The organism is Acidovorax sp. CCYZU-2555, assembly GCF_018413525.1.
Lineage (GTDB): Bacteria > Pseudomonadota > Gammaproteobacteria > Burkholderiales > Burkholderiaceae_C > Comamonas.
Map to the genome: position 1 here is coordinate 13,070 of NZ_JAHCDD010000064.1, position 22,379 is coordinate 35,448.

General features: G+C 65.6%; 19 protein-coding genes and 1 pseudogene. 10 read left to right on the top strand and 10 right to left on the bottom strand.

Translation table 11 applies throughout. The annotated features are described in order from the left end of the window. Positions 1–44: 44 nt before the first annotated feature. The 3 genes from KHY18_RS19870 to uvrB all read right to left on the bottom strand — a co-directional run bounded on the left by KHY18_RS19870 (position 45) and on the right by uvrB (position 4,194). Positions 45–1,265: an IscS subfamily cysteine desulfurase gene (locus tag KHY18_RS19870; protein WP_213303892.1), complete on the bottom strand. Its 1,221-nt coding sequence runs from the start codon at positions 1,263–1,265 to the stop codon at positions 45–47. Positions 1,266–1,365: 100 nt separating this feature from the next. Next, positions 1,366–1,902 (bottom strand): Fe-S cluster assembly transcriptional regulator IscR, encoded by a 537-nt coding sequence (iscR, locus tag KHY18_RS19875; RefSeq protein ID WP_159913519.1) that lies wholly within the window; start codon positions 1,900–1,902, stop codon positions 1,366–1,368. 210 nt (positions 1,903–2,112) lie between these two features. Next, positions 2,113–4,194: an excinuclease ABC subunit UvrB gene (gene uvrB / locus KHY18_RS19880; RefSeq protein ID WP_213303895.1), complete on the bottom strand. Its 2,082-nt coding sequence runs from the start codon at positions 4,192–4,194 to the stop codon at positions 2,113–2,115. 112 nt (positions 4,195–4,306) lie between these two features. Here uvrB and KHY18_RS19885 point away from each other — a divergent pair, with 112 nt between their 5' ends. Next, on the top strand, positions 4,307–5,503 hold the full coding sequence (locus tag KHY18_RS19885) for an amino acid aminotransferase (RefSeq protein ID WP_213303900.1): 1,197 nt from the start codon (positions 4,307–4,309) through the stop codon (positions 5,501–5,503). Positions 5,504–5,654: 151 nt separating this feature from the next. Here the strand turns inward: KHY18_RS19885 and KHY18_RS19890 are convergent, their stop codons facing one another. Continuing rightward, on the bottom strand, positions 5,655–7,067 hold the full coding sequence (locus KHY18_RS19890; RefSeq protein ID WP_213303903.1) for a M20 family metallopeptidase: 1,413 nt from the start codon (positions 7,065–7,067) through the stop codon (positions 5,655–5,657). 155 nt (positions 7,068–7,222) lie between these two features. Between KHY18_RS19890 and KHY18_RS19895 the strand changes: the two genes are divergently transcribed. Then, complete coding sequence (locus tag KHY18_RS19895; RefSeq protein ID WP_249729254.1) at positions 7,223–8,131, top strand: LysR family transcriptional regulator; 909 nt, start codon at positions 7,223–7,225, stop codon at positions 8,129–8,131. A 105-nt stretch (positions 8,132–8,236) separates the two neighbouring features. After that, on the top strand, positions 8,237–9,220 hold the full coding sequence (locus KHY18_RS19900; RefSeq protein ID WP_213303908.1) for a Bug family tripartite tricarboxylate transporter substrate binding protein: 984 nt from the start codon (positions 8,237–8,239) through the stop codon (positions 9,218–9,220). 82 nt (positions 9,221–9,302) lie between these two features. Here the strand turns inward: KHY18_RS19900 and KHY18_RS19905 are convergent, their stop codons facing one another. From KHY18_RS19905 to KHY18_RS19925, 5 genes are all read right to left on the bottom strand, one after another. Next, on the bottom strand, positions 9,303–10,307 hold the full coding sequence (locus tag KHY18_RS19905; protein ID WP_213303937.1) for a Bug family tripartite tricarboxylate transporter substrate binding protein: 1,005 nt from the start codon (positions 10,305–10,307) through the stop codon (positions 9,303–9,305). A gap of 95 nt (positions 10,308–10,402) precedes the next feature. Then, positions 10,403–11,137, bottom strand: a complete 735-nt coding sequence (locus tag KHY18_RS19910; protein WP_213303910.1) for an SDR family NAD(P)-dependent oxidoreductase — start codon at positions 11,135–11,137, stop codon at positions 10,403–10,405. A 61-nt stretch (positions 11,138–11,198) separates the two neighbouring features. Further along, on the bottom strand, positions 11,199–12,401 hold the full coding sequence (gene pcaF / locus KHY18_RS19915; RefSeq protein WP_213303912.1) for a 3-oxoadipyl-CoA thiolase: 1,203 nt from the start codon (positions 12,399–12,401) through the stop codon (positions 11,199–11,201). A gap of 94 nt (positions 12,402–12,495) precedes the next feature. After that, complete coding sequence (locus KHY18_RS19920; RefSeq protein WP_213303914.1) at positions 12,496–13,140, bottom strand: 3-oxoacid CoA-transferase subunit B; 645 nt, start codon at positions 13,138–13,140, stop codon at positions 12,496–12,498. Between the two features lie 26 nt (positions 13,141–13,166). Further along, a complete protein-coding gene (locus tag KHY18_RS19925) occupies positions 13,167–13,868 on the bottom strand; it encodes a 3-oxoacid CoA-transferase subunit A (RefSeq protein ID WP_213303916.1) in 702 nt (233 codons plus the stop codon). An 87-nt stretch (positions 13,869–13,955) separates the two neighbouring features. Between KHY18_RS19925 and KHY18_RS19930 the strand changes: the two genes are divergently transcribed. Beyond that, positions 13,956–14,753 (top strand): IclR family transcriptional regulator domain-containing protein, encoded by a 798-nt coding sequence (locus KHY18_RS19930; protein WP_213303918.1) that lies wholly within the window; start codon positions 13,956–13,958, stop codon positions 14,751–14,753. 133 nt (positions 14,754–14,886) lie between these two features. Continuing rightward, positions 14,887–15,798, top strand: coding sequence for a CoA transferase (locus tag KHY18_RS19935; RefSeq protein ID WP_213303921.1), 912 nt, complete (start codon positions 14,887–14,889; stop codon positions 15,796–15,798). A gap of 25 nt (positions 15,799–15,823) precedes the next feature. On the opposite strand, the gene KHY18_RS19940 is transcribed toward KHY18_RS19935, so the two are convergent. After that, a complete protein-coding gene (locus tag KHY18_RS19940) occupies positions 15,824–18,340 on the bottom strand; it encodes a YgiQ family radical SAM protein (RefSeq protein ID WP_213303924.1) in 2,517 nt (838 codons plus the stop codon). Positions 18,341–18,810: 470 nt separating this feature from the next. Here KHY18_RS19940 and KHY18_RS19945 point away from each other — a divergent pair, with 470 nt between their 5' ends. The 5 genes and pseudogenes from KHY18_RS19945 to KHY18_RS19965 form a co-directional block, all read left to right on the top strand. Then, on the top strand, positions 18,811–19,398 hold the full coding sequence (locus KHY18_RS19945) for an IMPACT family protein (RefSeq protein ID WP_213303927.1): 588 nt from the start codon (positions 18,811–18,813) through the stop codon (positions 19,396–19,398). Positions 19,399–19,476: 78 nt separating this feature from the next. Continuing rightward, positions 19,477–20,913, top strand: coding sequence for a dihydrolipoyl dehydrogenase (locus tag KHY18_RS19950; RefSeq protein ID WP_213303929.1), 1,437 nt, complete (start codon positions 19,477–19,479; stop codon positions 20,911–20,913). A gap of 108 nt (positions 20,914–21,021) precedes the next feature. Further along, complete coding sequence (locus KHY18_RS19955) at positions 21,022–21,234, top strand: hypothetical protein (RefSeq protein WP_213303931.1); 213 nt, start codon at positions 21,022–21,024, stop codon at positions 21,232–21,234. Between the two features lie 39 nt (positions 21,235–21,273). Then, positions 21,274–21,450, top strand: a pseudogene (locus KHY18_RS19960) (helix-turn-helix transcriptional regulator); the annotation flags it as partial. Positions 21,451–21,550: 100 nt separating this feature from the next. Further along, on the top strand, positions 21,551–22,379 hold an 829-nt coding region (locus KHY18_RS19965), incomplete at its 3' end, for an aldo/keto reductase (RefSeq protein ID WP_213303935.1).

Sequence of the window (22,379 nt, forward strand, 5' to 3'; positions counted from 1 at the left end):
GTCTACCTCTTCTAATCTTCAGACCGTGGATCTCTGAACCAAGCTCAGTGGGCCGCCCACTGGATGCTGCTGATGTCGATGCCTTCTTTGTACATGTCCCACAAGGGGCTCAGTTCGCGCAGCTTCTCGACGTTGGCGCGGATGGTGCCGATCGCGTAGTCGATTTCTTCTTCGGTCGTGAAACGACCGATGGTCATGCGCAGGCTGCTGTGGGCCAGTTCGTCGCTGCGGCCCAGAGCGCGCAGCACATAGCTGGGCTCGAGGCTGGCCGACGTGCAGGCCGAACCCGACGACACCGCCAGGCCCTTGATGCCCATGATCAGCGACTCGCCTTCGACGTAGTTGAAGCTGATGTTCAGGTAATGGGGAACGCGCTGCGTCATGTCGCCATTGACGAAGACCTGTTCGATATCCTTGAGACCGTCGAGCAGACGGGTCTGCAGGGCACGCGCCTTGGCGATGTCCTGGCCCATTTCTTCCTTGGCGATGCGGTACGCTTCACCCATGCCGACGATCTGATGCGTGGCCAGCGTGCCCGAACGCATGCCGCGCTCGTGACCGCCGCCGTGCATTTGTGCTTCGAGGCGAACGCGGGGCTTGCGGCGCACGTAGAGTGCACCGATGCCCTTGGGGCCGTAGGTCTTGTGCGCGGTCAGGCTCATCAGGTCGACGGGCAGCGTGGCCATATCGATTTCGAGCTTGCCGGTCGCCTGGGCGGCGTCCACGTGGAAAATGATGCCCTTTTCACGGCACAGTGCGCCGATGCGGGGGATGTCCTGGACCACGCCGATCTCGTTGTTCACGAGCATCACGCTGGCCAGAATGGTGTCAGGGCGGATCGCCGCCTTGAACACTTCGAAATCGAGCAGGCCGTTGTCCTGCACATCAAGATAGCTGACTTCAAAGCCCTGGCGCTCGAGTTCGCGCATGGTGTCGAGCACCGCCTTGTGCTCGGTCTTCACCGTGATCAGGTGCTTGCCCTTGCCTTGGTAGAAATGGGCCGCGCCCTTGATCGCCAGATTGTCGGACTCGGTCGCGCCGCTGGTCCAGACGATTTCACGCGGATCCGCATTGATCAGCGCCGCCACATGGCCGCGCGCCTTCTCGACGGCTTCTTCCGCTTCCCAACCCCATGCATGGCTGCGCGATGCGGCATTGCCGAAGTGCTCACGCAACCACGGAATCATGGCATCGACCACACGAGGGTCCACTGGCGTGGTGGCGCCGTAGTCGAGATAAATGGGGAAGTGCGGGGTCATGTCCATGGCTGGCTCAATGCAATGTCTGGCTGGCAAAAAAACGAAATTTCTCTACACACCTTGCAGTGCCCCGCCCCCTGGCGCTGGCACCGTTCCTCGGCGCAGATTACGACTTGGCGAAAACGTTGCCCAAGGCAAACACCGAGTTCGGTGCATTCACGCGGATAGGCTTGACCACGGGTGCCGTCGAGATGGCACGGCGCACCACAGGCTTGTCTTCGATCTGCACGCCCTTGGCGATCTGTTCGTCGACGAGCTTTTGCAGGGTCACCGAGTCAAGAAACTCGACCATGCGCTGGTTCAGCGCAGCCCACAGTTCGTGGGTCATGCAACGGCCGGCTTCGCCCAGACAGTTTTCCTTGCCGCCACACTGGGTGGCGTCGATGGGTTCGTCCACCGAAACGATGATGTCGGCAACGGTGATGTCAGCGGCCTTGCGGGCCAGCGTGTATCCACCGCCGGGACCACGGGTCGATTCGACCAGTTCGTGGCGACGCAGCTTGCCGAACAGCTGTTCCAGGTAGGACAGCGAAATCTGTTGACGCTGGCTGATGGCAGCCAGCGTGACGGGACCGTTGTTTTGGCGCAGGGCCAAGTCGATCATGGCAGTGACCGCAAAGCGGCCTTTGGTTGTGAGACGCATCGCGAGCTCCTTTGTCAGGCTTGTTCGTTACAGAAATACCCTAGGCAGGTTCTTGACCCGTCCGGGCACCGTCTCCGCCCATACTCCGCCCTACAAAAGGTCCAGAGCCCTTCTTCATCGAAGTCTTTGTTGTTATTGAATGTGGGGTCTAGTGTAGCACAAACCCCATCAATTTTGTCGGGTACCCCAAGACAAACCTCGCGCGCCCACTCACACTACTGGCGACTCGCGGCCGGATGCACCGAAAAATCGTGCTTTCAGTTGCGCCAATTGGTCGCGAATACGGGCCGCCTGCTCGAACTCCAGGCTGCGTGCATGCTCGAGCATCTGCTTCTCGAGGCGCTTGATTTCGCGCGCAACATCCTTCTCCGACATCTCTTCCACGCGCACTCTTTGCGCGTCGGCCTGCTCCAGCCGCTCGGCTTCCTTGCCACTTTTTTCGCTGTAAACACCGTCAATCAGGTCTTTCACCTGCTTGACAATGGCCTGCGGCGTGATGCCGTTGTCCAGGTTGAATTGCGTCTGCTTGGCGCGCCGGCGTTCGGTCTCGTCAATGGCCTTGCGCATCGAATCGGTGACGCGATCGGCATAGAGAATCGCCTTGCCGTTGAGGTTGCGCGCCGCGCGGCCAATGGTCTGGATCAGGCTGCGCTCGGCGCGCAGAAAGCCTTCCTTGTCGGCGTCGAGAATCGCCACCAGCGAGACTTCGGGAATGTCGAGGCCTTCGCGCAGCAAATTGATGCCCACCAGCACGTCGAACAGGCCCAGGCGCAGATCGCGGATGATTTCCACGCGCTCCACCGTGTCGACATCGGAATGCAGGTAGCGCACCTTGACGCCGTTGTCGGTCAGATAGTCGGTGAGCTGCTCGGCCATGCGCTTGGTCAGCGTGGTGATCAGCACGCGCTCGTTGATTTCCGAGCGCAGCCGGATTTCCTGCAGCACGTCGTCGACCTGGTGGGTCGCGGGCCGCACTTCGATCTCGGGGTCGACCAGGCCCGTGGGCCGCACCACCTGCTCGACCACCTGGCTCGCATGGGTCTTCTCGTAATCGGCGGGCGTGGCCGACACGAACACGATCTGGCGCATGCGCTGCTCGAACTCGGCGAACTTGAGCGGCCGGTTGTCGAGCGCCGACGGCAGGCGAAAGCCATACTCGACCAGCGTGGTCTTGCGCGCCCGGTCGCCGTTGTACATGGCGTTGAGCTGGCCGATCATCTGATGGCTCTCATCGAGGAACATCAGCGCGTCGGCCGGCATGTAGTCGGTCAGCGTGCTCGGCGGGTCGCCCGGCGCCGCGCCCGACAGATGGCGCGTGTAGTTCTCGATGCCCTTGCAATGCCCGATTTCGCTGAGCATCTCGAGGTCGAAGCGCGTGCGCTGCTCCAGCCGCTGGGCCTCGACCAGCTTGCCCTGCCCCACCAGCTCGTTCAGGCGCTCGGCCAGTTCGAGCTTGATGGTCTCCACGGCCGCGAGCACCTTGTCGCGCGGCGTGACGTAATGGCTGCTCGGATAGACCGTGAAGCGCGGAATCTTCTGCTTGACCCGGCCCGTGAGGGGATCGAACAGCTGCAGGGTCTCGATTTCGTCGTCGAACAGCTCGATGCGAATCGCCAGCTCGGAATGCTCGGCCGGGAACACATCGATGGTGTCGCCGCGCACGCGGAACTTGCCGCGGCTGAAATCCTGGTCGTTGCGCTGGTACTGCATGCGTATCAGCTGGGCGATCACGTCGCGCTGGCCCATGCGCGCGCCGGTGCGCAGCGTCATCACCATGCGGTGGTAGCTTTCGGGCTCGCCGATGCCGTAGATGGCCGACACCGTGGCGACGATCACCACGTCGCGCCGCTCCATCAGGCTCTTGGTGCACGACAGTCGCATCTGCTCGATGTGCTCGTTGATCGCGCTGTCCTTTTCGATGAACAGGTCGCGCTGCGGCACATAGGCTTCGGGCTGGTAGTAGTCGTAGTAGCTGACGAAGTACTCGACCGCATTCTTGGGGAAGAACTCGCGGAACTCGCTGTAGAGCTGGGCGGCGAGCGTCTTGTTGGGCGCGAAGATGATGGCCGGGCGCCCCATCTGGGCGATCACATTGGCCATGGTGAAGGTCTTGCCCGAGCCCGTGACCCCGAGCAGCGTCTGGAAGACTTCGCCATCCTGCAGCCCTTCGACCAGCTTCGCGATCGCCTGCGGCTGATCGCCGGCCGGCGGATACGGCTGGTAAAGCTCGAAAGGCGAGCCTTCATACGAAACAAATTGGCCAGTCAATGGCAGATCAGTAGCTTGGTGCATAACGTGGTGATACTAGCCTGCCCCGCAGGCCGCTAAAATTCCGGGGCTAACCCAAATGAATAATGCAGATTGGGGCTGGCAGCCATATTTTCATCCTCCGAGGATTTTTTTCATGTCTTTGTTTACCGCCGTCGAAATGGCCCCCCGCGACCCTATTCTGGGTCTGAACGAGCAATTCGCCTCTGACACCAACCCCAACAAGGTCAACCTGGGCGTGGGCGTGTACTTCGATGACAACGGCAAGCTGCCCTTGCTCCAATGCGTGCAGACCGCCGAAAAGGCCATGATGGCCCAGCCCACGGCACGCGGCTACCTGCCCATCGACGGCATCGTTGCCTATGACAACGCCGTCAAGGGCCTGGTCTTCGGTGCAGACAGCGATGTCGTCACCTCGGGCCGCGTGTCCACGGTGCAAGCCATCGGCGGCACGGGCGGCCTGAAGATCGGCGCCGACTTCCTGAAGAAGGTCAGCCCCGAAGCCAAGGTGCTGATTTCCGACCCGAGCTGGGAAAACCACCGCGCGATCTTCCAGAACGCCGGCTTCGAAGTCGATTCCTACGCCTACTACGACGCCGAAAAGCGCGGCGTCAACTTCGAAGGCATGCTCGCCAGCCTGAACGCCGCAGCTCCCGGCACCATCGTCGTGCTGCACGCCTGCTGCCACAACCCCACGGGCTATGACATCACTGCCGCCCAATGGGACCAGGTCATCGCCGCCGTCAAGGCCCAGCAACTGACAGCGTTCCTCGACATGGCCTACCAGGGCTTTGGCGAAGGCATTGCCGAAGACGGCGCCGTGATCGGCAAGTTCGTCGCCGCCGGCCTCGACATCCTGGTCTCGACTTCGTTCTCCAAGAGCTTCAGCCTGTACGGCGAGCGCGTGGGCGCGCTGTCGGTGGTCGCCAAGGACGCCGAAGAAGCCAAGCGCGTTCTGAGCCAGCTCAAGATCACGATCCGCACCAACTACTCCAACCCACCCATCCACGGCGGCGCCGTGGTCGCGGCCGTGCTCAACAACCCCGAGCTGCGCGCTCTGTGGGAAAAGGAACTGGGCGAAATGCGCGTGCGCATCAAGGCCATGCGCCAGAAGCTCGTCGACGGCCTCAAGGCCGCTGGCGTGCAGCAAGACATGTCGTTCATCACGAAGCAGGTCGGAATGTTCAGCTACTCGGGTCTGTCCAAGGACCAGATGGTGCGTCTGCGCAGCGAATTCGGCGTCTACGGCACCGACACCGGCCGCATGTGCGTGGCTGCGCTCAACAGCAAGAACATCGACTACGTCTGCCAGTCCATCGCCAAGGTGATCTGAAGACGCGTTGATCGCCTGTCGAGGCGCTGCACACGGCTGACCCAGTCGTGTGCAGCCGCCTCGAAGGCAAGGCCGGCCCATGGGGAACTACCGCATGGGCCGGCCGCAAGCGCCTTGCGGCCCGGTTTCATCTACGAATAAATCACACCCGTCACTGACGGGCTCGACAGGCCTGCGCCACCTGCGCGCCCTGCTCGCCCAGGTCCCAGAACAAACCGGCCATCAACGGCAGCGCCTCGCGCGCCACGCTGGCCAGCAGGTGCTCGTTGGGCGCATGCTGGGCGCAGGCCGGGTACGAGTGCGGCACCCAAAGCGTGGGCTGGCCCAGCACCTGGGCAAACACATCGTTGGGCAGCGTCCCGCCCAAATTTGGCAACAGCGCCGGCGTCTTGCCCGTGCTGCGCTGCATCGATTCCAGCGCCCAATGCACCCACGGATTGTCGGGGTCCAGCCGCGTGGCTTCCATCAGCGGGCCGAACTGTTCCACCTCCACGTCGGTGAAGCCGTGCGCATCCAGATGCGTGCGCAGGTGCTGCATGAAGTTCTCGCTGTCGCTGTCGACCACGTAGCGCACCTGGCAATGGGCCGATGCATGGCCCGGAATGGCGTTGACCGGGGCTTCGGGGTTGCCGGTCTTGAAGGCCAGCACTTCGAGGCAGTTCCAGCCTATCACCCGCTCGGTGGGGCTCAGGCCCGGCTCGCCCCAGTCGACATCGACTTCGGGGTCGTCGGCGCCACCGCCCACGTCAATGGTCTGCAGCGCCTGGCGCACGTTGTCGGGCAGGCTCGCGGGCAGCAGGCCGGGCACCAGGATGCGGCCGTTGGCATCGACCAGCGAGGCGATCGCATGGGCCAGCCGCACGCCGGGGTTGCGCAGCAGACCGCCCCAGTTGCCGGAGTGGTGTCCCGCGGCGCGCAGGTGGATGCGCAGATCGAAGTTCACGCCGCCGCGCGAGCCCAGGAACAAGGTGGGCCGCTCGGCGGCCACGCGCGGGCCGTCGGAGGCCAGGAACAGATCGGCGCGCAGCGCGTCGCGGTGCAGTTCACACACTTCGCGCAGGCCCGGCGAGCCGACTTCCTCGCCCATCTCCAGCAGCAGCTTGAAGGTATATCCCAGCCGGCCTTCGCGCACGGCCAGCACCTGCTGCAGCGCGCCCAGGTTGATGCTGTGCTGGCCCTTGTTGTCGGCCGTGCCGCGGCCGTACCAGCGGTCCCCATCGACCACCAGGGTCCAGGGCGCGAGGCCGGCATTCCACTGGGCGGCGTAGCCGCGCACCACGTCGCCGTGGCCGTAGCTGAGCACGGCAAACGGCGCGTCGGCCTCGGCGCGTTCGGCGAACAGGAACGGCGGCCCGCCGGCCACCGGGTTGGGCCAGATCTGGCACACAAAACCCAGCGACTCCAGCAGCGGCACCATGTGCGCATGCAGATAGGCCGACATCGCGGGCGCCTGCGCAGGCTCCTGGCTTTCGGTGGTGAAGGCCACGCGCTGCGCCAGGGTCTGGAGCAGCTCGCCGCTGTCGAAATAGTCTGTGGCGCGCTGCAGGGCGTCGTCTCGGCTCATGGGGTGGTTCTCCGGTATGCATTTGTCTCGGCCCGATGCCGATAGAGGGAAGCAAGCGTAGAGAGAGCGCTGCGCTAACACAATCATAGAATTTTCAACTTACCATTGCCGAATCAGCAAACCAACACAGCAGACCCATAGTGCACGCCCACCAATTGCAAGACACCGCCCTGCGCTACTTCTTGGAAGTCGCGCAGGTAGGCTCACTGACCGAAGCTTCCGTGCGCCTGCATGTCGCCACATCGGCCATCAGCCGCCAGATCAGCGGTCTGGAGCAGACCCTGGGCACGCCGCTGTTCGAGCGCCAGCCGCGCGGCATGGTGCTGACGGCGGCCGGTGAAATTCTCGCGGTGCACGCGCGGCGCAGCCGTATCGATGCAGAACATGCGCTCGAAGGCATCCTGGCGCTGCAGGGCCTGCGTTCGGGCAAGGTGCGCCTGGCCGTGACAGAAGGCTTTGCCGGGGATTTCCTGCCGCGCCAGATGCAGCAGTTCCGGCTGCACCATCCACAGATCCAATTCCAGGTGGCCGTATTGCTGCCGGCCGAAGTGCCGCAGCAGGTGCGCCAGGCCAATGCCGACATGGGCCTCACGTTCAGCCGCCAGCCCGAGCGCGACATCAAGGTGGAATACCGCCAGCCCGCGCCCCTGCTGGCCGTGATGCGCCCCGACCACCCGCTGGCCCACCTCAAGACCGTGAGCCTGCGCGCCATGTGCGCCCATTCGCTGGCCCTGCCCATGCCCAGCACCACGGTGCGCCAGATGATAGACATCGCCTGCAGCCGCCAGCAGCTGCCGCTGGAGCCCGTGCTCGCCACCAACCACTGGCCCACGCTGATGGGCTTCGTCAACCATGGCGGCGGGCTGACCGTGGCCGGCGAAGTGACGATACGGCAGATGGTGGCCACAGGCACGCTGCGCGGCATCCCGATTCGCGACCACGGCATGGCGCTGCGCGACATCGAACTGCAAACCCTGGCCGGGCGCACCCTGCCCCACGCAGCGCAGCGCTTCCTGGACTACCTCAAGACCACGCTGCCCGAAGTCCAGACCCCCTCCAAGTAAACCCTAGTGGTTGCCGAACTGGCAAAGCTGGGTTTCGAATTCTCTGCTGGTGGCAAGGCGGCAAACTTTCTACGATGCAGCCAAACCTTTCCGATCGCTGCAACCATGACCACACGTCGCCATCTTCTCAATGCCTGCCTGCTCGGCGCAGCGGCCCTTGCCACGCCTTTTGCACAGGCGCAAACGCCCAACTATCCCAACAAACCGATACGTATCGTGGTGCCCTTCGGTCCTGGCGGCGCGACCGACGTGGTGGCGCGCACCGTGGCGGACAAGCTGTCGGCCCGGCTGGGCCAGCCCGTGATCGTGGAAAACAAGCCGGGCGCGAGCACCATGATCGGCGCCGACGCCGTGGCCAAGGCCGCTCCCGACGGCTATACGCTGATGGTCTCGGGCTCGTCCACCTACACCGTGATGCCCGCGCTCAAGGAGCGCATGCCCTACGACCAGCAAAAAGACCTGGCCCTGATCGCCCTGCTGGTCAAGGCGCCGCTGGTGCTGGTGACCGGCCCCGCGACGCAGGCCAAGACCGCGGCCGAACTCGTGGCCCTGGCCAAATCCAAGCCCGGCGAAATGAGCTATGCCACCTTCGGCACGGGCTCGGCGCCGCATCTTGCGGGTGAAATGCTGGCGCATGAAGCGGGCATCAAGGTGCTGGCCGTGCCCTATAAAGGCAGCGCACCGGCATCGATGGCCCTGCTGGGCGGCGAGATCCATTACGCCATCGACACGATTCCGTCGGTGGGCCCGCACATCAAGTCGGGCAAGCTGCGCGCATTGGCCGTGACTTCGGTGCAGCGCGCGAGCGCGCTGCCCGACGTGCCGACCCTGGGTGAACTGAAGCTGGGCAAGGCCAGCTTCGACGGTTTCTACGCGCTGGCCGCGCCCGCTGCCACTCCCGCTGCCATCCAGCAGTTGCTGGGCCGCGAACTGGCCGCCATCATGGCCTTGCCCGATGTGAAGGAAAAAATGCTGGCCGCGGGCCTGGAGCCCGGCTTTCTGGATGCGCCCGCCTTCAAGGCGAAAGTGGCCGATGAAATCGCCACTTTCAAGGCTGCAGGCACACGCGCCAATATCGTGATGGAATGATGGCCTGCGCCCATGAAAAAACCGCCCGAGGGCGGTTTCTTCATGTCCAACGCAGCGCAAGGCGCGCTGACATTTCGCGCTGTCAGTCGGCGATCGCGCCCGATTCACGCACGACCTTGCCCCATTTGACGCTTTCCTTCTGGATGAAGGCGGCGAACTCGGCAGGCGTTTCGCTATAGGCTTCAGCGCCCTGGTCGTTGATCTTCTTCTTGGTTTCGGGCTGGGCCAGCACCTTGACCAGCGCGGCGTTGAGCTTGGCGATGACGGGTGCGGGCGTCGCGGCCGGGGCCAGCATGCCGAACCACGAAGTCGCTTCGTAGCCGGGAACGCCGGCTTCGGCGATGGTCGGCACGTTAGGCAGTTCAGGCGAGCGCTTGGCCGTGGTCACGGCCAGCGGCACCAGCTTGCCCGAGCGCACATGCTGGATGGCCGAAGGCATGTTGTCGAACATGATGCCGATCTGGTTGCCCAGCAGGTCGGTCACGGCCGGTGCGCTGCCCTTGTAGGGCACGTGCACCATGTCGACCTTGGCCATCGAGTTGAACAGCTCGCCCGACAGGTGGATGGAGCTGCCGCTGCCCGACGAACCATAGTTCACCTTGCCCGGATTGGCCTTGGCGTAGGCGATCAGTTCCTTGACGTTCTTGTAGGGCTGGTTGGGGTTGGCGACCAGCAGGTTGGGCACATTGGCCACGCGCGTGAGCGGTGCGAAGTCCTTGACCGGGTCGAAGGCCATCTTCTTGTACAGCGACGCGTTGATCGCGTGCGTGCCCACGGTGCCCATGAACAGCGTGTAGCCGTCGGCCGGGGCCTTGGAAGCCAGCAGGCCGCCGATGTTGCCGCCCGCGCCGGGACGGTTGTCGATCACCACCGACTGGCCCAGTTCGGCCGTCAGGCCCTGGGCGACGATGCGCGCCAGGATGTCGGTCGTGCCGCCGGCCGAGAACGGCACGATGATGGTGATCAGCTTGCTGGGATACGGTGCCTGGGCCAGCGCGCTGGCGGGCAGTACGGCGGCGCCCACGGCCAGGCTGGCGAGGGTGGCGAGGGCCGCGCGGCGGCCGGTGAACTTGGCGGTTGTCTTCATCATTATGGTCTCTGTCTCTCTAGTGGTTTGATCCTGCGGCCTCGTGAGCCGCAGGCGGGATCAAGGCCTTGGGGGCCTCTGTAAAAGTGCGCGGCTCAGACGCCGGCAACGCCCACGGTCATGCCGCCGCAGACATAGATCACCTGGCCGGTGACAAAGCCGCTGCGCTCGTCGAGCAGGTAACTTGCAGTGTGGGCGATGTCATCGGCCGTGCCCACGCGCTTGACCGGAACGGATTCAATGATGGCGCGCGTGCGCGGTGCATCGGGAGGATTGGCGCGGTCGAACAGTTCGGTGCGGATGGGGCCGGGGCCGATCGCGTTGGCGGTGATGCCGTGGCGGCCCAGCTCCAGCGCCCAGACGCGTGTCATGCCGATCAGGCCGGCCTTGGTCGCCGAATAGGCGGTGCGCAGCTCCTTGCCCAGCGCGGCGCGCGAGGACATGTTGACGATGCGGCCAAAGCCCGCTTCCTTCATGCCCGGCAGCAGCGCCTGCATGCACTGGAAGGCGCAGCGCAGGTTCAGCGAAATGGCCAGGTCGAACTCGGCCAGCGTCTGGTGCTCGACGTCGGCCGGCACGACCACGCCCACGTTGTTGACCAGGCGCGTGATCGGACCGCCAGCCAGGGCTTCGCGCAGCGCGCGCTCGGTGTCGGCCGCGTCGGACAGATCGGCACGGATGCCGTCGCCCAGGCGGTCGATGATGACGGGCTCGAAACCCTCGGCGCGGCAGCGCTCGGCAATCGCCGCGCCTATGCCGCTGGCGCCGCCGGTGATCAGCACGCGTTCGCGGGCGGTGTCAGGGCGGGTGTTCTGGGATGCAGTATTCATGGAAACTCCGGAAGAAGGACGCGCGGCCCGGAGGTGCTCCGGGCCCGCGTCGTCGCGCGAATCAGACGCGTTCGATGATCACCGCGATGCCCTGGCCCACGCCTATGCACATCGTGCACAGCGCGTAGCGGCCGCCGGTGGCGTGCAGGCGGTTGACGGCCGTCGTGGCCAGTCGTGCACCGCTCGCGCCCAGGGGGTGACCCAGGGCGATCGCGCCGCCCCAGGCGTTGACGCGCGCGTCGTCATCCTGGATGCCCAGGGCGCGCAGCACGGCCAGGCCTTGCGCGGCAAAGGCTTCGTTGAGTTCGATCACGTCCATCTGATCGAGCGTGAGGCCGGTCTGGGCCAGCACCTTGAGCGTTGCGGGCGTGGGGCCGAAACCCATGATGCGCGGCGCGACGCCGGCCGTGGCCATGCCGACCACGCGGGCGCGCGGCGTCAGGCCGTACTTGGCGGCATTGGCTTCGTCGGCGAGCAGCAGCGCGCAGGCGCCGTCGTTCACGCCCGAGGCATTGCCGGCCGTCACGGTGCCGTCGGCACGCACCACGCCCTTGAGCTTGGCCAGCGCTTCGAGGGTCGTCGCACGCGGGTGCTCGTCCTGGCTCACGATGATCGCGTCGCCCTTCTTCTGGGCAATCGACACCGGCACGATTTCGCGCGCCAGGTGGCCGGCGGCGATCGCGGCCGCGGCGTTGATCTGGCTGGCCAGCGCCATGCGGTCCTGGGCTTCGCGCTCGATCTTGAAGTCGTCGGCGACGTTCTCGGCGGTTTCGGGCATGGAGTCCACGCCGTACTGCGCCTTCATCAGCTTGTTGACGAAGCGCCAGCCGATGGTGGTGTCATAGACCGCATTGTTGCGGCTGAACGCGCTTTCGGCCTTGGGCATGACGAAAGGCGCGCGGCTCATGCTTTCGACGCCGCCGGCGATCATCAGGCCGGTTTCGCCCGACTTGATGGCGCGCGCCGCGCTGCCGACCGCGTCCAGGCCCGAACCGCACAGGCGATTGATGGTCGCGCCAGGAACTTCCAGCGGCAGGCCCGCGAGCAGGCCCGACATGCGCGCCACGTTGCGGTTGTCTTCACCGGCCTGGTTGGCGCAGCCATAGAGCACGTCGCCCACGGCCGCCCAGTCGACGCCGGGATTGCGCTCCATCAGCGCCTTGATGGGCAGTGCGCCCAGATCGTCGGCGCGCAGGCTCGACAGCGCGCCGCCGTAGCGTCCGAAGGGAGTGCGGATCGCATCGCAAATAAAGGCCTGGTTCATGTTGTCTCCTGAATGGGTCGTATGAAAGGAAAAGGGGGGCTGCCGCCCCACACGCCACTCTTGGCGGGCGGCTGTGGATGGAGCGGCAACGGCGTCAAGCCTGGATGGGCAGGCCTACGAGCTGCTCGAGCTCGGCATGGGTCAGGCCAGGCACCATGTCGACGAGCTTCAGGCCGTCGGCCGTGCATTCGAGCGTCGCGAGGTCGGTGTAGATGCGCTTGACGCAGCCGATGCCGGTCAGCGGATAGCTGCACTGCTGGACGATCTTGCTTTCGCCCTTCTTGGTCAGCAGATCCATCATCAGCCAGGTCTGCTTGGCACCTATCGCCAGGTCCATCGCACCGCCCACGGCGGGAATCGCGCCGGGCTCGCCCGTGCTCCAGTTGGCCAGGTCGCCCGTGGCCGACACCTGGAAGGCGCCGAGCACGCAGATGTCGAGGTGACCGCCGCGCATCATCGCGAAACTGTCGGCGTGGTGGAAATAGGCGCCACCGGGCAGCAGCGTCACGGGCTGCTTGCCGGCGTTGATCAGGTCGTAGTCTTCCTGGCCCGCGGCCGGTGCCGGGCCCATGCCCAGGATGCCGTTCTCGCTTTGCAGGATGACTTCGCGGCCTGCGGGAATGTGGTTGGCGACCAGCGTGGGCTGGCCAATGCCCAGGTTCACATAGGCGCCGTCATGGATGTCTTCGGCCACGCGCTTGGCAAGCTCGTCTTTGCTGCGTTTTTGATAGCTGCTCATGTTCTTCTTTCCTTGTCAGACGCCGCTCAGGCGGCTTTTTTGATGCCGCCGGCCTGGGTCGCGACGCGGTCCACGCGCACGATCTGGCTGACAAAGATGCCTGGCGTGACGATGCTTTCGGGGTCCAGCTGGCCCAGCTCGACGATTTCATGCACGGTGGCCACGGTGTGGCGTGCGGCCATGGCCATCACGGGACCGAAATTGCGCGCCGACATGCGGAAGTTCAGATTGCCCCAGCGGTCGCCCTGCTCGGCCTTGATCAGCGCCACATCGCCGTGGATCGGATATTCGAGCACATAGTGCTTGCCGTTGATCTCGCGCGTTTCCTTGCCCGCGGCCAGCTCGGTGCCGTAGGCCGTGGGGCAGAAGAAGGCACCGATGCCGGCACCGGCGGCGCGCAGGCGCTCGGCCAGATTGCCCTGGGGCACGAGTTCGAGCTCGAGCTGGCCGCTGCGGTACAGGCCGTCGAACACCTGGCTGTCGACCTGGCGCGGGAAGCTGCAGATGATCTTGCGCACGCGGCCGGTCTTGAGCAGCGCGGCCAGGCCTTCTTCGCCATTGCCGGCGTTGTTGTTGACCACGGTGAGATCACGCGCGCCGTGCTCTATCAGTCCGTCGATCAGCTCCATGGGAATACCGGCCGTGCCGAAGCCACCAATCAGTACCGTTGCGCCGTCTTTCACTCCGGACAGCGCCTGGGCCACCGAGTCGGCAATCTTGTTGATCATGTAATGCGTCTCCTGGGGATCAAAAATCCGGGCAAATGTTCGCCTAAAGAACAAATGTTCGTATAATGAATTATAGAGAGGCATCCCATGACCGTCCAGCCCCCGACCCAAGACCCCAAACCCGGCGACAGCTATGTGCAATCCTTTGCACGCGGCCTGGGCGTGATCCATTCGTTCAGCGCCGACGCGCCGCAGCAGACGCTCAGCGACGTCGCGGCGCGCCCCGGCCTCACGCGCGCCGGCGCGCGCCGCATCCTGCTGACGCTGCAGACGCTGGGCTATGTCGAAAGCGACGGCCGGCTGTTTCGCCTCACGCCGCGCATCCTGGAGCTGGGCTTTGCCTATTTGTCGTCGATGCCGCTGTGGAACCTCGCCGAGCCGGTGATGGAGACCGTGGTGGACCAGGTGCGCGAGTCGTGCTCGGCCGCGGTGCTCGACGGCCTGGACGTGGTCTATGTGATGCGCGTGCACACGCACAAGATCATGCGCACCAACCTGGGCGTGGGCTCGCGCCTGCCCGCGTGCTGGACGTCGATGGGCCGCGTGCTGCTGGGAGGCCTGTCCGACGACGCACTGGCAGCGCGCCTGCAGACGCTCAAGACGCAGCGCTTCACGCAGCACACCATCATCGATGTGCCCGAACTGACGCAGCGCATACGCCAGGCGCGCAGCCAGGGCTGGTGCCTCGTGAACCAGGAACTCGAAGAAGGCCTGATCTCGCTGGCCGCGCCGCTGACCAACCGCGCCGGCCAGACCGTGGCCGCACTGAACATCAGCGGTCAGGCCAATCGCACCAGCGCCGAAGTCATGCAGACGCAGATGCTGCCCGTGCTGCTGCAGGCCGCGCGCGCGATCTCGCAGCGCCTGGGCGCGGCGCTCGACTGAAAAGCGAAGCCAAGCCGCATGAGGGCTTGCACCAAGGGCCGGGGACCGCGCATGTGCGTATAAAGACATGAACCCGACACATTGGCATGGCGCCAATGCGTTACGCGGACGCCGAACTCCTGAGGTCATGACAATGCACACTCCCTCTTCCTGGTCGGCCCTGCCCCTGCACCCGCTGCGCGGTGTGCGCATTCTGAGCCTGGCGCTGAACCTGCCCGGCCCGGCCGCGCTGCGCCGCTGCGCGGCGATGGGCGCGCAATGCACCAAGCTCGAACCCCTGGCCCCCGCGGGCAGCGAAAGCGCCGATCCGGTCCACACCTACTGCCCCGAGGCCTACAACGCCTTGCACCAGGGCATCACGCGCCTGCAGGCCGACCTCAAATCGCCCGAAGGACAGACGCAACTGCACACCGAACTCGCGCGCACAGATGTGCTGCTGACATCATTTCGGCCCGCGGCGCTGCACAAGCTGGGGCTCGACTGGGACACGCTGCAGCAGCGCTACCCGCAGCTGTCGATGGTGCGCATTTTTGGCGCCACCGGCGACGGCGCCGACACGCCCGGCCACGACATCACCTACCAGGCCGAAGCCGGGCTGCTGAACTCCGGCCAGATGCCGGCGTCGCTGATGGCCGACATGACGGGCGCGCTGATGGCCAGCGAAGCGGTGCTGCAGGCGCAGATGCACAGGCTGCGCTCAGGCGCGGGCGCGCTGCTCGATGTGGGTCTTTTCCAGGCCGCGCAGTGGCTGGCCCAGCCGCTGCACTGGGGTTTGTCGGCGCCCCAGGGCGATGTCGGCGGCGCGCATGCGGGCTACCGCACCTACCGCTGCCAGGACGGCATGGTGGCGATCGCCGCGCTCGAGCCGCATTTCGCCGCACGCCTGTGCGCGGCCGCGGGCCTGCCCGCGCTCGGCGATGTGGCGACGATGCGCGAAGCCACCACGCACGAAGCGATCACGCGCTTCGTCGGCGAGCGCTCCGTCGCGCATCTGCAGGAGATGGCCCAGCAGCAGGACATTCCGCTGCATGTGATTCCGGCCTGACGCCCGAATCACGCAGCGCCGGCGCTCAGCGTCCGCCGCTGCGCTTGCCCGCTGCGGGGCGGGCATTGCCCGCGACCGGACGCGCATTGCCCGGACGCAGCGCGGGCTTGGCGCCCGGCTTGGCACCTGTGCCCGCGCGCGGGGGCAGGCCAGTGTGCTGCGTCAGCAGCTGGCCCTTGACAGGCGCTGCGGCGCTGCGACCGCCCGTTGACGTCGCCTGGGGACGCGCCATCGCCTTGTCGGGCGCGGTGCTGTTCTTGCGGCGCGCGCTCTGGTACGTGCCATCGGTCATAGGCTGGAACGTAGGGATCAGATGGTGCTTGCCGTTGCCGATCAGGTCGGCGCGACCCATGGTCTTGAGCGCTTCGCGCAGCAGCGGCCAGTTGTTCGGATCGTGGTAGCGCAGGAAGGCCTTGTGCAGGCGACGGCGCTTCTCGCCGCGCACGATGTCGACCGACTCGTCTTCGCTCAGTACGGTGCGGCGCACGCGCTTGAGCGTGTTGCGGCCCGAGTGGTACATGGCCGTGGCCGTGGCCATGGGGCTGGGATAGAAGGTCTGCACCTGGTCGGCGCGGAAACCGTTCTTCTTGAGCCAGATGGCCAGGTTCATCATGTCGTCATCGCTGGTGCCCGGGTGGGCGGCGATGAAGTACGGAATCAGGAACTGCTTCTTGCCGGCCTCTTCGCTGAACTGTTCAAACATCTTCTTGAACTTGTCGTAGCTGCCGATGCCCGGCTTCATCATCTTGGTCAGCGGACCCTGCTCGGTGTGCTCGGGCGCGATCTTCAGATAACCGCCCACATGGTGCTGCACCAGCTCTTTGACGTACTCGGGCGACTGTACCGCGAGGTCGTAGCGCAGGCCCGAGCCGATCAGGATCTTCTTGATGCCCTTGAGCGCACGGCCGCGGCGGTAGATCTTGATCAGCGGGTCGTGGTTGGTCGTCAGGTTCTGGCAGATGCCTGGATAGACACAGCTGGGCTTGCGGCAGGCGGCCTCGATTTCGGGCGTGCGGCAGCCCAGGCGGTACATGTTGGCCGTGGGGCCGCCCAGATCAGAGATGGTGCCGGTGAAACCTGCGACCTTGTCGCGGATGTCTTCGATCTCGTGAATGATCGAATCTTCCGAGCGGCTCTGGATGATGCGGCCTTCGTGTTCGGTGATCGAGCAGAAGGTGCAGCCGCCGAAGCAGCCGCGCATGATGTTGACCGAGAAACGGATCATTTCCCAGGCCGGGATCTTGGTCGCGCCGTCGTGGCTGCCGTTCTCGTCGGCATAGCTCGGATGGGGCGAGCGCGCATACGGCAGATCGAACACGTAGTCCATCTCGGCCGTGGTCAGCGGAATCGGCGGCGGGTTGATCCACACATCGCGCGCCGTCGTGCCTTCGCCATGCGCCTGCACCAGCGCCCGCGCGTTGCCGGGGTTGGTCTCGAGGTGCAGCACGCGGTTGGCGTGGGCGTACAGAATGGGGTCGCTCTTGACCTGCTCGTAGCTGGGCAGGCGGATCACCGAGTGGTCGCGCGGCGGTGCCTTGAGCTTGCTGCGCAGCGCGGGGTTGGCGACGAACTGGATGGGCTGTACCGAATCGCCCTCTTCCACGCCCGCGACCAGCGGCGAGTCGTATTGGCGGCGCGCCGGCACGTTCTTGCCCGTGCCGCAGCTCGGGCCCGCGATTTCAGGAATGGCGGACGCCGCGGCGGCTTCGCCATCTTCCTTGCTGCAGCTGCTGCCCTGGGCTGCAGCCTGTTCGCTGGTCGTCTGGTAAGGATTGATGTGGACTTCGATGCGGCCGGGTTCGTCGACCGTGGTCGAATCGATTTCGAACCAGCCGTCTTCGGACGCGCGGCGCACGAAGGCGGTACCGCGCACGTCGGTGATGGTGTCAACGGGCTCGCGCGCGGCCAGGCGGTGGGCGACTTCGACCAGCGCGCGTTCGGCATTGCCGTACAGCAGCAGATCGCACTTGGAGTCGACCACGACCGAGCGGCGCACCTTGTCGCTCCAGTAATCGTAATGCGCGATGCGGCGCAGGCTGCCTTCGATGCCGCCCAGCACCAGCGGCACGTCCTTGTAGGCTTCGCGGCAGCGCTGGCTGTAGACGATGGCCGCGCGGTCGGGGCGCTTGCCGGCGACGTCGCCGGGCGTGTAGGCGTCATCGGAACGGATCTTGCGGTCCGCCGTGTAGCGGTTGATCATCGAATCCATGTTGCCCGAGGTCACGCCCCAGAACAGGTTGGGCTTGCCCAGGGCCTTGAACGCCTCGGCGCTTTGCCAGTCGGGCTGGGCGATGATGCCCACGCGAAAGCCCTGGCCCTCGAGCACCCGGCCAATGACGGCCATGCCGAAGCTCGGGTGGTCTACATAGGCGTCGCCGGTGACCAAAATCACGTCGCAGCTGTCCCAGCCGAGCTGTTCCATTTCCTTGCGCGAAGTGGGCAGGAATTTGGCCGTGCCGAAACGCTTGGCCCAATAAGGGCGATAGCTGGTCAGCGGTTTGGCGGCGCGGGCAAAAAAGGAAACGTCAACGGGGGCGTTCATGGCGTGCGATCGTGGGGACTGGAACCTGCCAGTGTACTTTTACACAGGTAGCTTTGCTGCAGCAGGGTCTTGGCTCCCCGGCGATGCGCGGGGCGGGTCAATGCGGAATTTACAGGCGCCGAAAACAGCACCGCCGGCTCGAATGCCGGCGGGGGCCTGTTTTCACCATTCGCCTACGTTGCGTATGCGCTGATCGAGATCCAGAACGGGAGCAGAAAACTTGTCCTGATCTCCAGTGAGCGCGGCCCCAGTGGACGCACGCTCAAGATTTTCAGGCAGCGGCGGCGGCGAGAATTGGTGGCGCCCAAATGTGTGCGCGGCCAGATCGTGGGTTGGGGGTAGGCTACTGGACATGGACGGTCACTCCTATGACCTCAAGGATAGATTCCGGCAACCACTCCCCGTGTAGGACAAATACCAGTAATCACGTCGGCAACACCTCTTCGCCGTGGGTTAAGCTCGGCAACCCCATGCCCCAGACTCTTGCCGCGCCTGCGCACAGCGAACTCATCATCAAGAAAAGCCGCTTCATCGGCTGCGTGCAACCCATGACCGACCGCGCCAGCGCGCAGTTGGTCGTCGACCGCCTGCGGCGCGAGCACCCGGGCGCGGCCCATGTCTGCTGGGCGCTGCTCGCGGGCGGTCAGTCGGCGGCCGTCGACGACGGCGAGCCCAGCGGCACTGCGGGCCGACCCATGTTCGACGTGCTGCGCCACCAGGAACTCGAAGGCGTGCTCGCCACCGTGGTGCGCTACTTCGGCGGCGTCAAGCTCGGTGCGGGCGGTCTGGTGCGCGCCTATACCGACTGCGTCGCCCAGGCATTGCTCGACGCGCCCAAGATACGGCTGCAGCGCATGACCGATCTGCGCTGCAGCGTGCCCTACGCGCTCGAAGGCATGATGCGCCGCGAAATCGCCGCCGCCCAGGCCGAGCTGGTCGAGGTGGTGCATGGCAGCCTGGTCACGCTGTTGTGGCGCATGCCCGAGGACGCGAGCGCGGCCTTTGTCCAGCATCTCAACGATATCGGCCAGGGACGGCTGGGCTGGCTCGACGCCTGACGGCGCGGCGCCTTGTCCGGCCCGGGCGCTTCATGCCCGCCTACAGGCCAGGGCCTGGCCGACATGCAAAGTGATTGCATGACCCAGACCCCTGCTTACGACTACGACGTTCTCATCATCGGCGCCGGTTCGGCCGGGCTCGCGGCCTTGCGTGCGGTGCGCCGGCATACACAGCGTTTCGCGCTGATCGACGCCGGCCCGGGCGGCACCACCTGCGCGCGCGTGGGTTGCATGCCGTCCAAGCTGCTGCTCGAAGCGGCCCACGCGTTTCACCGCCGCCACCAGTTCGAGGCGTTCGGCCTGCGCGGCGCGGCGCAATTGCACGCCGACATTCCCGCCGTGCTGCAGCGCGTGCGCGCCGAGCGCGACCGCTTCGTGGCCGGCGTGCTGCAATCCACCCAGGACCTGGGGCCGCGCGCGATCACGGGCCGCGCGCGCATTCTCGATCCGCATACCGTCGAAGTCGACGGCCAGCGCCGCCTGACCGCGCGCAGCCTGGTCATCGCCACTGGCTCCAGGCCGCATGTGCCCGAAGAATGGCAGGCGCTGGGCGCGCGCCTGCTGACCACCGATACGCTGTTCGAACAGGCCGACCTGCCGCCGCGCATGGCCGTGCTGGGCCTGGGCCCGCTGGGCACGGAAATGGCGCAGGCGCTGGCCCATCTGGGCATTGAAGTCACGGCATTTCACGGCGAAGACCATCTTGCCGGACTCGCCGATCCCCAGGTCAATGCGGCGCTGGTGCAGAGCATGTCTAGCAGCATGCAGCTGCAGCTCGGCCAGTTGCCCGAACTCAAGGCCTTCGATGCGCGCGCCATCACCATCGGTGCGGGAGATTTCTCGACCCAGGTCGATGCCGTGCTGGCCGCCACCGGCCGGCGCCCGGCGATTCAAGACCTGGGCCTGGAAAACCTGGGGCTCACGCTCGACGAGCGCGGCCTGCCCGACGTCGACCCCTATACCTTGCAGCTGGGCCAGCTGTCGGTGTTCTGGGCCGGCGACGTCAACCCCGACCGCGCCTTGCTGCACGAAGCCGTCGACGAAGGCGAAATCGCGGGCAGCAATGCCGTCGCCGAAGAGCCGCGCGCGTTTGCGCGGCGCACGCCGCTGGCGATCACGTTCACCGAGCCTTCGGTGGCATCCATAGGCCTGCCCTACGACGCGCACTGGAGCGACGAAGTCGCAATAGGCGGCGTCGACTTCGCCCACCAGGGCCGGGCGCGCGCGGGCCTGCGCAACCAGGGCGTGCTGCGACTGTATGCCAATGCCCATGGCGGTGAACTGCTGGGCGCCCAGCTGTGCGCGCCCGCGGGCGAGCATCTGGCGCATCTGCTCGCCTGGGCGATAGCGCGGCGCAGCACCATTGCCGACCTGCTGGAGATGCCGTTCTACCACCCGGTGATAGAGGAAGGCTTGCGCACGGCGCTGCGCGATGTGCAGGCGCATGTGCATGCGCCACGCGACACGCCCGGGCCGCATTACTGCGAGCAAAGCAGCCTCGACTGCCTGGACTGATAGCCGGTAAAGCAGGGTCGGCCGGTCGTTTTTCGGCCCATGGTGGGGCGCGGTGCACCGCTAAAGTCAACCCACTTTCACCAATGCGCCACCGAGGCCACAGCTACCATGGATATCACCTATCAACGCGCTCTCGACAATGCCAGCCGGGCTTGGTCACAACAGCGCGTGGTCGATGCCCAGAGCGTGGCCGTGATACGCCGTGGCGAACGCGCCGCAGCGCAAAGCGTGGCCGCTCCACCCGCAACGCAGCAGGCATTGCTGCAGCCTGAACTCGCGCGTTTTGGCTTGCTGGGCACCAAGCTCAATCTGTTTGCTTGAACAGGCAGGCGGTGCTTGGCGAGGGTTAACATCGACCCGATGACCCATCCGCTGATAGAACAACTCACCCAGGCGCGCAAGGCCGCGCAGATGACCCAGGCCGATCTGGCCGAGCGCGCAGGACTGTCGCGCATGACCGTGCAGCGCCTCGAAAGCGGCGGCCTGGACCCGCGCCTCTCGACGCTCAGCGAAATGGCGCGCGTGCTGGGCCTCGAATTCCACACCGGCGTGCGCAGCGCCGACGACACGGCCACAAGCTAGCCCCGCAGCAGCGTATTTGCATAATGGAAACATCCGCAATGCAAAGGACACGCTGATGAACGCTTCTTCTCCCCCGCTTCGACAACTGGGCCGTTCGGGCCTGCAGGTTTCGCCGCTGTGCTTCGGCGGCAATGTCTTTGGCTGGACCGTGGACGAGGCCACGTCCTTCTCGCTGCTCGATGCCTGGCTCGACGCCGGCTTCAACTTCATCGACACCGCCGATGTCTACTCGCGCTGGGTGCCGGGCCACACGGGCGGCGAATCCGAGCGCATTCTCGGCAAGTGGCTGCAGCGCAGCGGCCGGCGCCAGCAGGTCGTGCTCGCGACCAAGGTCGGCAAGGACATGGGCGATGGCAAGGTCGGCCTGCGTCCCGAATACATACGCCAGGCGGTCGAAGCTTCGCTGCAGCGCCTGCAGACCGATTACATCGACCTCTACCAATCCCACGATGACGACGCCGACGTACCGCTGGCCGATACGCTGGGCGCCTACGCCGACCTGATCGCCGCGGGCAAGGTGCGCGCGATCGGCGCCTCCAATTACAGCGCCGCGCGCTTCAAGGAAGCGCTGCTGACCAGCGAACGCCAGGGCCTGCCGCGCTATGAAAGCCTGCAGCCGCTGTACAACCTCTGCGACCGCGCGGTGTTCGAGCGCGAGCTCGCGCCGCTGTGCGTTTCGCAGGAAATCGGCGTGATCAATTTCTACGCGCTGGCCGCGGGCTTTCTCACGGGCAAGTACCGCAGCGAAGCCGATGCGGGCAAGAGCCCGCGCGGCGCCAAGACCGTGAGCACTTATCTGAATCCGCGCGGCCTGGGCATCTTGCAGGCGCTCGACAGCGTGGCCCAGCGCCTGGACGCACAGCCCGGTCAGGTGGCGCTCGCGT